14 protein-coding genes are annotated in these 12,479 nt (G+C 44.4%); 13 read left to right on the forward strand and 1 reads right to left on the reverse strand.

Features of this window, described 5'->3' with window-relative positions:
* Positions 1-9 precede the first annotated feature (9 nt).
* The 13 genes from HUJ22_RS14015 (at position 10) to HUJ22_RS14075 (ending at position 11,663) form a co-directional block, all read left to right on the forward strand.
* Complete coding sequence (locus HUJ22_RS14015) at positions 10-291, forward strand: DUF5676 family membrane protein (RefSeq protein ID WP_290878321.1); 282 nt, start codon at positions 10-12, stop codon at positions 289-291.
* 2 nt (positions 292-293) lie between these two features.
* A complete protein-coding gene (locus HUJ22_RS14020) occupies positions 294-737 on the forward strand; it encodes a hypothetical protein (protein WP_290878322.1) in 444 nt (147 codons plus the stop codon).
* A 185-nt stretch (positions 738-922) separates the two neighbouring features.
* On the forward strand, positions 923-1,351 hold the full coding sequence (locus HUJ22_RS14025; RefSeq protein WP_290878323.1) for a hypothetical protein: 429 nt from the start codon (positions 923-925) through the stop codon (positions 1,349-1,351).
* Between the two features lie 118 nt (positions 1,352-1,469).
* Positions 1,470-2,840, forward strand: coding sequence for a TolC family protein (locus HUJ22_RS14030; RefSeq protein ID WP_290878324.1), 1,371 nt, complete (start codon positions 1,470-1,472; stop codon positions 2,838-2,840).
* 34 nt (positions 2,841-2,874) lie between these two features.
* On the forward strand, positions 2,875-4,134 hold the full coding sequence (locus tag HUJ22_RS14035; RefSeq protein ID WP_290878325.1) for an efflux RND transporter periplasmic adaptor subunit: 1,260 nt from the start codon (positions 2,875-2,877) through the stop codon (positions 4,132-4,134).
* 43 nt (positions 4,135-4,177) lie between these two features.
* Positions 4,178-7,282 carry a CusA/CzcA family heavy metal efflux RND transporter gene (locus HUJ22_RS14040; RefSeq protein WP_290878326.1) on the forward strand — a complete coding sequence of 1,035 codons (3,105 nt, stop codon included), beginning with the start codon at positions 4,178-4,180 and terminating at the stop codon, positions 7,280-7,282.
* Between the two features lie 64 nt (positions 7,283-7,346).
* A complete protein-coding gene (locus tag HUJ22_RS14045; protein WP_290878327.1) occupies positions 7,347-7,667 on the forward strand; it encodes a P-II family nitrogen regulator in 321 nt (106 codons plus the stop codon).
* Positions 7,668-7,820: 153 nt separating this feature from the next.
* On the forward strand, positions 7,821-8,387 hold the full coding sequence (locus HUJ22_RS14050; RefSeq protein ID WP_290878328.1) for an AraC family transcriptional regulator: 567 nt from the start codon (positions 7,821-7,823) through the stop codon (positions 8,385-8,387).
* Between the two features lie 158 nt (positions 8,388-8,545).
* Positions 8,546-8,860 (forward strand): hypothetical protein, encoded by a 315-nt coding sequence (locus tag HUJ22_RS14055; protein ID WP_290878329.1) that lies wholly within the window; start codon positions 8,546-8,548, stop codon positions 8,858-8,860.
* Positions 8,861-9,367, forward strand: a complete 507-nt coding sequence (locus tag HUJ22_RS14060; RefSeq protein WP_290878330.1) for a DUF2231 domain-containing protein — start codon at positions 8,861-8,863, stop codon at positions 9,365-9,367.
* On the forward strand, positions 9,360-10,241 hold the full coding sequence (locus HUJ22_RS14065; protein WP_290878331.1) for a cation diffusion facilitator family transporter: 882 nt from the start codon (positions 9,360-9,362) through the stop codon (positions 10,239-10,241). Before HUJ22_RS14060 ends, HUJ22_RS14065 begins: the two co-directional genes overlap by 8 nt.
* Before the next feature lie 287 nt (positions 10,242-10,528).
* Entirely contained in the window at positions 10,529-10,966 is a 438-nt protein-coding gene (locus HUJ22_RS14070; protein ID WP_290878332.1) for a hypothetical protein, read from the forward strand.
* A gap of 43 nt (positions 10,967-11,009) precedes the next feature.
* Positions 11,010-11,663 (forward strand): methyltransferase domain-containing protein, encoded by a 654-nt coding sequence (locus HUJ22_RS14075; RefSeq protein ID WP_290878333.1) that lies wholly within the window; start codon positions 11,010-11,012, stop codon positions 11,661-11,663.
* A 19-nt stretch (positions 11,664-11,682) separates the two neighbouring features.
* Here the strand turns inward: HUJ22_RS14075 and HUJ22_RS14080 are convergent, their stop codons facing one another.
* The gene (locus HUJ22_RS14080; protein ID WP_290878334.1) at positions 11,683-12,303 is read right to left on the reverse strand and encodes a rhomboid family intramembrane serine protease; all 621 of its coding nucleotides are present in this window, start codon (positions 12,301-12,303) and stop codon (positions 11,683-11,685) included.
* Positions 12,304-12,479 lie beyond the last annotated feature (176 nt).

Genomic DNA, 12,479 nt, shown 5'->3' on the forward strand with positions numbered 1-12,479 from the left:
GGAGATACTATGAGAAAACTAAACACTAAGAAATTAGGAATAGCGGTTGGCGCAACAGGCGTGATTCTATACCTGGGCTGTGCCTTGTTGATGATTGTGCTTGGCCAGCAAGGAACTATTTCCTTTTTTAACGCCCTCTTGCACGGTTTTGATACGTCATCAATCATTCGAATGGATATTCCTTTGTGGGAATCACTACTTGGAATTATTCTGACCTTCATTATAGGCTGGATATCTGGGGCAATAGTCGCTGCCACGTATAATTATAGTCTAAACGATTCTGAGAATTGAACGTGATTAGTGAACCTGCCAAAAAAGTAATTTTTTGGGCCTTTATCCTTAATACCGTTTGGGAGTTTGTTCAATGTGGCTTTCTATATGGCATGTGGGACTGGCCTTTTCTCAAGGCTACAGTTTGGATGTGGGGAGCTGTTTTAGGGGATATCATCATTGTATTAGGGCTATGGAGAGCCACCTCAATGCTGACTTCATCCGTGCATCTGGAACCTCGTCTTGGTCGCAAAGGATATATTGTGCTTTTCGGCTTAAGCTTTGCAGCAAGTATTTTTCTTGAATGGGCTGCCATTTTTCTTAGCCTGTGGGAATATACTTCTGCAATGCCTGTGCTAACTATTTTTTCTTATGAGGTTGGCTTATCGCCGATTTTTCAAATTACGGTTCTTCCCGCTTTGAGTATTTTTCTTGCTTCAAAGGGAACTAAAATTTCACGTGTATAAAACATAAACAAGCTTCTAAGACTTATGGGCAATAACTACCTAAGGTTCAGTTTTTAAGTTTAACTGCAAAATTTGATATCTTTAAAACATAACTATGCAAGATCTTTTGCAGCTGATAGTCTATTATTAGCATTCACAAAATTTTAGCTTTGCTCAAGAAAATCCACAAAACAAAGATTTTTAAAATGTCAGCACGACTTCTGCTGATCATATTTGCTATGCATGTTCTAAGTGTGCATAGCCTGGCAGAGTCATTGGTGTATTGTTTTGAAGATAATGGCGATGTAAATGTTGAATCAAAGGCAGAGCTCGGACTATTCTTCAATAGTGAGGCTGAAGTTCACGAAAATGATGGTCATGATCACGAACAAGAAACCGTATTTCACCAAGATGGTGATCACCACAGAGATGTTCCTATTTCTTTACTCTGTGCCAAAGAAGACAAGCTGAATCGCTTTGACCAACAAAAGACAGTTGCTGATCTTAAACGAGCTGTTTTTCAAAAAAGTGAGATCACTCCGGCCTCCCGTTCCCTTCAGCAAACTATTTTCTTACCGCCGGTTATAGAAAATTCTATCACCACCAATCTACAGACCGTAGTACTTCTGAATTAGGCCATACAGCCCCTCCTATACCTAATTCACATTGAGAATGCCCTTCATACTTCACAGGATCATAGTATCCCGTGCGCATTTCTCATCAATCTACAACAGCTAAAAGGCTGAATACTACATGTCAAAATTTATCAAAACGATGCTGCTCATCGGTACGCTCGTGCTTGCTGCGGGTTGCGCTAGCGAACGAACGGTACTTCAAACACCATCTAAAAGCACGCTTATAGAACATGAATCCGAGGACTATTCTTCTCAGATTCTAAACAGAAATTCAAACTCTTCGGCCAATTCGATTACTATTGGCGACACGCTGAGCTATCGAACGGCACTGGCTAAAACGCTCCTCGAAAACCCCGGTCTGCAAAGTTATGCCTGGCAAGTTCGGGTTAAGGAAGCCGAGCGCATTCAAGCTGCTTTGTTGCCCAATCCGGAACTGGAAGCCGAAATGGAAAACTTTGGAGGAACCGGCCCTTTTGAAGGCTATGATTCCAGGGAAACCACAATAAGGCTCAGCCAAAAAGTTCTCTTAGGGGCTGATCGGATGAAACGAAAACGACTGGCCGGTTTAACCACTGAGCTCGCCGGGTGGGATTACGAAACCCAGCGTTTAAATACGCTCACCGGACTCACACAAGCTTATACGTCCGCTTTGGAAGCCCAACTGCAATGGGAGCAACAAAAAGAGTTATTAGATGTTGCCCGACAATTTTATGAAAGCGTGTCGGCGCAAGTCGAAGCCGGAAAAGTTTCAAAACTGGAGCAGACCAAAGCCCAGGTTGAACTCTCTCGTGCACGCATAGATCTGGAAAACAGGCGCAATGCGATGCAATCCGCTTTTACCACACTGGCTTCATTTTGGGGAAGTGATCAGGTTTCGTTTATGGCATTAGAGGGTAAATTGGAGATGCCTGAGTCTATTCCAAATTATCAATCAGTGGCCGAATTTATTGAACGAAACCCGGATGTAGCCCGCTGGTCAACCGAAATTCAGCAACGGGAAGCTTCCCTTTCGTATGAGCGATCCAAAGCCATTCCTGATATAAAAATCAGCGGCGGGTATCGCTGGATGGAAGATCTTGGAGCCGAAGCTGCTTTAGTAGGTGTCTCCATACCTCTTCCATTTTTTGACCGGAACCAGGGGAATGTAAAGGCAGCTCGCTATGAGCTCAACCGTGCAGAAACGTTGCGGGAGTCTGCCAGAATTGAGGTGCAAAAAGCCCTTCAAAATAGCTATAACAAGTTACAGGCTGCTTTATATGAGGCCGAGCAACTTCAAGCTGAAGTCTTACCCGGAGCCCAAACAGCCTATGAAGCTGCCCAAATCGGCTACCGGCAGGGAAAGTTTGATTTCCTGGAAGTTCTGGATGCCCAGCGAACTTTATTTACCAGCCGGACCCGCTACGTACAAGCGCTGGCTGAACTGAACCGTGCCATTGCACATGTAGAGCGACTGATAGGCACGCCCTTGAATGAAATTTCTACTAACTAATTATTTGAACCCCATGAAACAGAGATTAAAAACAATGAAGATCATTAACGTATTACTTCCGATGTGGATGTTGCTTTTGAGTGGAGTCGTCATAAGCGGCTGTAGTTCTCAAAATGAATCCACTCCTCAAACAGAAAACCATGCCACCGCTTCTGAACACGGCTCAGACGAAGCCCAACATACGGAGGCAGAAGGCGAGCAATCGGCAGAAGAAGGTGAGCATTCCGGTGAAGTCCATTTATCACAGGAGCAATTAGCTTCTCTAAATATCAACGTAAATACCCTGAAAGCCGGAAGTGCAAGCTCCATAATTCAACGGCCTGCCAGTGTGATGTATGATATGGATCGCATTGCAAAAGTGGGCCCAAGAATTGAGGCCAAAGTGGTTAAAGTGCTTAAAGATTTGGGTGACTACGTGGAAGAAGGCGAGCCCATTGCACAAATGAGCAGCGTTGGACTTGGTAAGATCAAAGCCGATTACATTCGCCTCAGAGCGGCCATGAAGAAAGAGGAAGCCCACTTTAAGCGTGAGCAAAATTTGTATGACCAGGATATCTCCAGTCAGGCTGAGCTGTTGCAGGCCGAATTGGAATATGAACAAGCGAAAGCAGAGCTTGATGCCGCCTCTGAAGCGTTGCGTTTATACGGATTATCCCATAATGATATCCAAAATATTAAGGCCGGAAGTGAGATTCCGCTTTCTTATTTTTACCTGAGCAGTCCCTTGAGTGGTACCATTCAGGAGCGAGACCTTTCTCCCGGACAGACTATCAGCCCCAGTGAAACGCCGGTTCATGTAGCCGACTTGTCTAAGGTTTGGGTGATGATAGACGGATATGAGCAAGATATTCGCTATCTGGAAACCGGACAGGGTGTTGAGCTTTCCATACGAAGCATTCCTGGAACCACCTTTGAGGGAACGACCGACTGGATCTCGTACGAGCTGGAAAAAGAAACCCGAACCATGCCCGTACGTGCGCTTTTTGATAATCCTGAAGGCCAGCTCCGTGCCGGTATGTTTGGTACTGCTCGCATCTACACCAATTCAAAGGAAACCGCTGCCCTCATTCCGGTGGACGCCGTTCAACAAATCGAAGGCACCGACCGTGTATTTGTGCCTGGTGAAGAGCCTGGAAGTTTTCGTCCGGTTGCCGTTACGCTTGGAAATGAACGAGACGGTTTTGTTGAGGTGATCTCTGGCTTAGAACCGGGACAAACAGCTGTTGTTTCCGGGGCATTTGACCTGAAATCAGCCTTAACCGCCGCAACCCGGAGTGCATCTCATGGCCACTAATGCAGATTGGATCAATAAAATTATCACCCTGAATATTTGACCTATGCTTGAACAAATTATTGATAAAGTATTAAAAAACCGGCTGACCATCTTTATTTTGGTAGCCGCAGTAGCGCTCTATGGCTATTTTTCCTTTCGGGATGTACCCATCGATTCTTTTCCCGATGTATCCCCCCCGCTGGTACAGGTATTTACTTCCAGTCCCGGACTATCTCCGGTAGATGTGGAAACGCAGATCAGTTACCCCATCGAGATCTCCATGTATGGATTGCCGAAGCTGGACCGGGTGCAGAGTACCTCCATTTTCGGCCTTTCCAGAGTGAATGTTTACTTTGAGGAAGGAACCGACATTTACTTTGCCCGGCGATTGGTAAACGAGCGATTGGCGCAGGCCAAAAGTGAAATCCCGGACGGACTCGGTGAGCCCCAACTTGGCCCCATCACCACCGGCCTTGGAACGGTATTGATGTATGAGGTCAAGAATAAAGAAGGCTACGATCACTCCCTGATGGATATCCGTACCGCTCAGGACTGGATCGTAAAACCGCAGCTGCGAACAGTACCCGGCGTAACCGGCGTACTGTCGATTGGTGGGGATGTTCGCCAATTTCAGGTCAAGGCCGATATGAATGCCCTGGTATCCCGAGGACTTACCCTGGAAGATCTCGAAGGGGCCCTCAACAAAAACAACCGTACGGTGGGCGCTTCCTTTCTGGAACGCGGAGGGGAAGAATACCTGGTGCGGGGTTATGGCTGGATTCAACCTGACGAAGAAGGTATCAACGATATCGAGAATATTATCGTATCCAACGAAAATGGCACTCCGGTGTATGTGAAAGATGTAGCCGAGGTGGAATTTGGCTCCGAAATCAAGCGGGGAACCCTGGTTGCCAACGGGGAAGAATCGGTGGGTGGTTTTGTGTTGAAACTCATCGGAACCAACACACAGGACTTGCTGGCCGAAATGGATAATAAAGTGGATGCCATTAATAGCGCCCTCCCCGAGGGTATGATTATGGAAACCTTCTATTCTCAAGGTGAACTGGTGGAAAAAGCGGTGGGTACCGTTACCAATGCCCTGTACATCGGGGCCATTCTGGTGCTCATTGTGCTGTACTTTTTTATGGGAGATATCCGGTCCACGCTGATCATTATTTCCACAGTTCCTATCGCTTTTTTGATTGCATTCATTGGGATGAAATGGCTGGGCATATCGGCCAACCTGATGAGTCTTGGCGGATTGGCAATCAGTATCGGGATGATCGGCGACAGTGCTACGGTTATTGTAGAAAATACATACAGGCTGCTTGAGGAGCGGAAAGAAGGGAATGTGTCGCTTACACGGATTGTGAGTGAGGCAGCGCGTGAAGTAATACGACCAGTATTTTTCGCCACCAGCATTATCATCATAGTATTTCTGCCACTCTTCTCGCTTGAAGGTGTGGAAGGAAAGATGTTCAAACCGCTGGCTTATACCATTACCTTTGCGCTGTTCGGAGCCATCTTTTTAGCGCTGACGTACATTCCTATTATCTCCAGCTTCATCCTTCCCGAAAAAGGCATGGACAAGGAACCCTGGTTGGTACGTACGCTCAAAAAATGGAGTGAACCGTTGATCGAGAAGACCTCCAAATATCCTAAAATGGTATTTGGTGCCGCTCTTGTTCTCTTTGCCGGAAGCATGGCCATCTTTCCGTTTTTGGGCACCGAGTTTCAACCTACTTTACGTGAGGGCACCTACGCCGTTCGTTCGGTATTACCACCGGGGGCCAATCTTCCAACCACTACCGAATACTCCAAGCGGCTTCAGGAATCGATGCTAACCTTTCCTGAAGTAGAAAGCGTCTATTCGCGTGTTGGTCGCGCCGAAGTGGGTGGAGATCCCGAGCCGGTGAACGTGGTCTTCAACGTAGTAAACCTCAAACCTTTGGACGCTTGGGAATGGGGACGTGATTACGAAGAACTTCAGACCGCAATGGCCGAAAAATTGTCGGAGGATCTGCCCGGAGTTTCTTCCAACTTCTCCCAACCTATTCAGCTTCGTACTGATGAGCTGCTAAGCGGCGTTCGGGCCCAAGTGGTTGTGAGTTTATATGGCGATGATCTGGACGTTCTGGCTGAAAAAGCAGGTGAAATCCAGGCCATTGCTGAAGGTGTGGAAGGAGCTGTAGATGTCCGCGCCCAGCAACAAGGCGGCAAACCGCAAATCCTGGTTCGTCCGGATCGTGAGCAGTTGGCTCGGTTGGGAATTAGCATGGATGACTTCCTTAACACCGTAGAAACCGGGATCGGTGGATCGGTAGCCGGGCAAGTCTTCGAAGGCATCCGACGCTTCGATATCTTTGTTCGCCTACAGGAATCTCAGCGAACCCACATTGACCAAGTTCGCGATCTTCCCATCCGTACGGCTAAAGGAGCATTGGTTCCGCTGTCACAAATAGCCGATGCGGAAGTCTTTACCGGACCAAAGCAGATCTCCCGAAATAAAGCCAGTCGCCGAACCTATGTGCAGCTTAATGTGCGAGGACGAGACATGGGAAGCGTGGTCAGTGAAATTCAGCAAAAGGTGGCTGAGCAGGTCGAACTACCTGCTGGATATTTCACCGAATACGGCGGACAGTTTGAAAATCAACAGCGGGCGATGGCGCGGTTGTATGTAGTGGTTCCGATTACGCTGGGACTCATCTTCTTCATGTTGTTTTCCACCTTCAGTAGCTGGAAATACGCTGTGCTCATCTTTCTGAATATTCCCTTTGCCACTATCGGGGGTATTGTGGCGCTTTGGGTTTCCGGTCTTTATTTGTCCGTGCCGGCAGCCGTAGGTTTTATCGCCATCTTTGGTATCGCGGTACTCAATGGCGTGGTGCTGGTGTCCTACATCAACCAATTGCGGGAAGAAGGTCTTGAGACCCATAAGGCGGTTGTGGAAGCAGCGCTGTTACGTTTGCGGCCGGTACTAATGACGGCCTTAACCACCGGACTCGGACTCATTCCACTGCTACTGGCAAACGATATCGGCTCGAATGTCCAGCGACCGTTGGCAGCCGTGGTAGTTGGTGGTCTGGTAACCTCGACCCTGCTAACATTGGTAGTACTGCCCACCATCTACAAGTGGTTCGCTGAACCGGTAGAACACGTTGAACTGTAATTTTCAAAATGTACCTGTCCGGATTTAATAACCGGACAGGTCTTAATTCAAAACACCTGATACTATGAAAGAGATTAAAGCATTTATTCGTACCAACATGATTGATTACGTCATTGATGGCCTTGAAGCCTTACCAGAACCGCCTGGTATAACCTTATCGGATGTGCGGGGATGGGGGCACGTTAAAGCCAAAGATAAAGCACGGCTCACCAACCGTATAAAACTGGAAACCGTTGTTCCCGATGAACGGGTTGCTGAAATTATTGATACGATCATCCAAAAAGGGAAAACGGGGAATTCGGGTGATGGTAAAATCTTTGTATCCGAAGTAGATAAAGCTATAAGAATTCGAACTGGGGAAATCGACGATGAAGTGATTCGATAGGCTAAGATTACATCACTTTATACCCCGAGATTGCTGCCATTTGACCGTGGCAGTAGTCATCTGAAATTATATTCGTGATAACAATGAACTGCGATTTGAAATGCACCGCTTAATTGTTGTTACAACAGCAACTTTTTAAACATAACTATGACCATGGAAGAACAAATTTTTCGTATAAAAAATATGGTGTGTGAACATTGCGGAGAAGTACTGGAGAGTAAATTAAATGAAGCTGGTTTTGTAGTAGAATCAATGAGGTTGGGTGCTATAAAGCTCCAAGAACCGGTGAACCGGCTACAGTTTATCAAACTAACAAATATTGTTCATCAAAATGGATTTGAAATTATAAGTGATAAAAGCAGTCAGTTGGTGGAACAAATCAAACATCTGATTCTTGAGATCATTTATGGCCGGAATAAACTGGAGGGTAATCTGTCGGAGTATATAGTGGAGAACATTCACAAAGACTATCAACATCTTAGCAGACTGTTTTCCAGTGTAGAGGGAAAATCTATAGAACGATACTTTATTTTACAGAAGATTGAGCGATCTAAAGAATTGATTGTTTATGGAGAGCAAAATTTAAGTGAGATTGCTTTCGAGCTTGGTTATAGCAGTCAACAGCACTTCTCTCGTCAATTCAAAAAGGAAACAGGACTATCACCATCTCATTTCAAAGAAATTAAAGAACAAAAAAGAACTTCCATTGATCGCTTGTAACATAAAATTGCATATAGATATCATATATGCATAAGATTTCAAAGGAGGAAATGGATACTATTGAACAAAGATGCCAGATGAATGATAAAAACAAGAAAATCATTTAGCTTATACTGGTTATAAACCATCATTAAATCTTTAAAATGAACTTTATAACGATGAAAAAATACAATTTAATATTATTGTTAGTTGCCCTCACTTTAACACTTTCTGCCTGCGGTGAAGGTACCGATGTGGTTGAATCTGGCACTTACACAGGAACTATTGCTGAACTCAACGCCGAAGAGACTGAAATATATGTAGAAACCGAAAACAATAAGCGGCTGGAGCTGTACTTTACGGATTCAACCACACTAACCCGGAATGGGGAAACCGTTCCTTTTAGCACGCTGGAGCAGGGAGATCGGGTAGAAGTGACCGTGGAAAAGGTGGGGCAACGATTGGAACCCAAAAGCGTTAAACTTCTCGAGTAAATGAGCGAGATTCCGAGTATCTGGCGTACGGAATTGTGGCACCCAATGATGGTTCATTTCCCGATTGTACTGCTATTGGGTGCCGCCCTGCTGAGAATTATTCACCCCCTTTTTTCTTCAGGGAATGCCCGGTTTATCAAGAATATGAGCCGGGTGTCATTATACACCGGCATTTTATCCGTTTGGATTACCATCTATACCGGCACGCTGGCCGATTCCATAGTCACCCGAACCTTGTGTGACCCGACGGTGCTGGAGGCTCACGAGAATGCTGCCTTTACCGTTGGATACTTTTTTTCCGCTGCCGTACTGTTGGACGTAATCGACTTCATCTCATGGAAAAAGCTTGCCATCATTAAAAACAAGTTCAAAGGATGGCTGATAACGTTGCTGCTGGTAGTTGGTAGCCTCTATCTGGGATACACTGCTCACCTCGGCGCCAGCTTGGTTTATCAGCAAAGTGCTGCCGTTTATCAACCGACTGAGGGGTGTACTGAGTTTGAGTAACAATGAGAAACATCCTGCAGAAAAAGGATTTCGCACCACTTTCCTTGGCATAGCAGTTAGTATTCTGCTTGCGGCAGGGAAAGCTGTCGCCGGTTTCCTGGGAAACTCCTTTGCCCTCATTGCAGATGCCGTTGAATCGGTAGGCGATATCTTTACGGCCATTGTCATGTATTTGGGGCTTAGAAAGGCTGCCCAGCCACCCGATGAAAACCATCCGTATGGTCACGGTAAAGCCGAACCCATTGCAGCTGTTGTTGTTGTCCTCGGTCTAACCATTGCCGCTGCGTTTATTGCCATTGAAAGTATTGGAAACCTTACGACTCGACATCACCCACCGGCATGGTGGACGCTTATTGTCCTTGCCGGGGTCATTATTATTAAAGAAACGCTTTCTCGATATGTTTCCGATGTTGGCGAATCGGTTGAAAGTAGTGCCATACAAGCCGATGCTTTTCACCATCGCAGCGATGCCATAACATCCGCTGCCGCTTTTATTGGCATCTCCATCGCCCTCATAGGAGGAGAAGGCTACGAGATAGCTGATGACTGGGCAGCCTTGTTTGCTTCAGCAAGTATTCTGTACAACGCCTGGCATATTGGCCGCCCCGCTATTGGTGAACTTATGGATGAACAACCCGCCCCAGAGTGGTTGCATGATGTAGAAAAGATTGCCTTATCCCATCCCGAAGTTCAAAGTATAGAAAAAGTTCGCCTGCGCAAACTGGGGTTCGATATCCTAATGGATTTCCATCTTCGAGTGCCTGCAGATTTATCCGTAGAAGAAGGACATCGCGTATGTCATGAAGTCAAGGACGAGTTGCTGGATTTACATCCTTATCTCAGAGATATTTTGATCCACTTAGAACCGGAATGATATCAGTTTAAATTAAAATTTAGATTTATATCTAAAGACAAAAGGCTCCTGTCTTAATCAATGAAATCATTGCCTCTTTGTAGAAATACAAAAAGGAAACAGGACTATCACCATCTCACTTCAAAGAAATTAAAGAACAAAAAAGAACTTCCATTGATCGTTTGTAACATAAAATTGCATATAGATATCATATATCTGCAAGATTTCTTTGGCGGAAATAGATAGTATGGGTCAAATATTGGTATAAGAAAATATCATTACTGATTAAAAAGGGAGCAATAAATTCTATGGAAATAATGAAAATCGAACTTGGAAAATTATTGAAAAGTGTTTCTGACTCAAGAGATTTTTGCATTGACCGGCTGTTAGGCAGCCTAAAAAAACGGGAAGGAATTTTAAAGATAAAAAAAAGTGAATCAGTTACAGATAAGCCCCAACTCACCATTTCTTTTGATCCAGAAATTATTAGTGAGCATCAGGTAAAAAGGATGGTCAGGGAAACTGCCAATTCGCTCGATCAAACCTTTGGCCACTTTCAAATTAGATTAAAAGAATTCACAGATTCCGAAAAGCTTAAGGCTGCTTCTTCTGTTCTGAAAAATTTGAAAGGAGTTATGAATGTTTTGATCGTACCAACCGGCAGCCTGATTGTTGAATTCAATAAATATATTACCCAAGAGTCTATTCTAAATGAGATAATTAAGAACTTAAATGTACTAAGCTAAATTTAATGAGTAGGTACTTTTGTGAACAAAAGGCACAATTATCATGGACCAAGAAATACTTTCGAAAAATCAAATCAAAGAAATCTACAGTGATTGGGCGGACCGATACGATCTTTCACTTTGGCTGTTCAACCTTATTGGGTTTCAGTATCAGTTTTACAGAAGAGAAGCTATTAAAGGATTATCGCTAAAACTGGGAGATACAGTTATTGACTTGGGATGTGGTACAGGACTAAATTTTTCCATACTCCAGCGAATGGTTGGATACAAAGGCACGATCATTGGAGTTGATTTATCGAAATCAATGTTAGATAAAGCACAGACACGGGTACGACGACACGGTTGGAAAAATGTGCAACTGGTCGAGTCAGATATGGCTGATTTTGCTATTCCAGAACATACGGATGCTGTGCTTTCTACTGCTGCATTGACTATGTCGCCAGAATATGATCAAATCATACAGTACGTTGCTGATGAATTAAAACCGGGCAAACGGATGTCTATTTTTGAATTCAAAAAACCGGAAAAGTGGCCTGAATGGTTAGTAGATGTCACCCTTTCATTCCTGAAAACCTATGGAGTACGAAAGGCTCACACGAAAAGAACTCCATGGAAATCTATGGAACAGCATTTTCAGCAATCAGAAATGAAGGAGTATTACTTCGGAGCTGTCTATGTTTGTTCCGGAACAGCTTGAATAAAAAAAGCTTTATCTATTACCCTGGCCTCTTTAGTCCCCAAAATTTAATTAAGGCGTACCCAAAGAACATTCCACCCAGATGTGCAAAATTGGCCACTCCGGCCTGTGTGCCTAATACTCCGTTCATTAGCTCAATGCCTCCAAATATTGCTACAAAATATTTGGCTTTAATGGGTATAGGAGGAATAAGAAGAACGATATAACGATTTGGAAACATCATGCCAAAGGCAAGCAAAATTCCATAAACCGCCCCCGATGCGCCAACAGTAGGAACGTTGGCATTTACAAATATCAATTGAATAATTGCAGCCCCAATTCCTGTTATAAAATAATAGATAGTAAATCGCTTAGAACCCCAATAGTTTTCAATAGCTTGACCAAACATCCATAGTGCAAAGAGATTGAAAAAGATGTGTGCAAACCCAGCGTGCAGGAAGAGATAGCTCACCGGCTGCCATATTTCAAACCTTCCGGATTCGAGAGGCCAAAGTGCCCCCAATTGGTATAGAAAGTTACCTAAACCCGGAATATTCAACCCTATGAAAACCAACGCGTTTATGATAAGTAAGTTTTTAACCGCGGTTGGGAATACAGAAAATTGTGAGTTTGGTTGATATTGATCGTTTTGATAATTCAAAGTTGAAGTCTTTACTGTTAACTTTTTCTTGTAAACCTTAAACCTGTGGTAGTCTCTTTAAGTTTCGTGAAGTCAGCTTAACAGCAAAATCCTGCACAAGTACCACATAAATCTGCAAGACTCAACAGAGGTAGTATTGTACATTATGGTAAATAATTAGCAACGGTACAGGAATG

The sequence above is a fragment of the Gracilimonas sp. genome, from assembly GCF_014762685.1.
Classification (GTDB): domain Bacteria; phylum Bacteroidota; class Rhodothermia; order Balneolales; family Balneolaceae; genus Gracilimonas.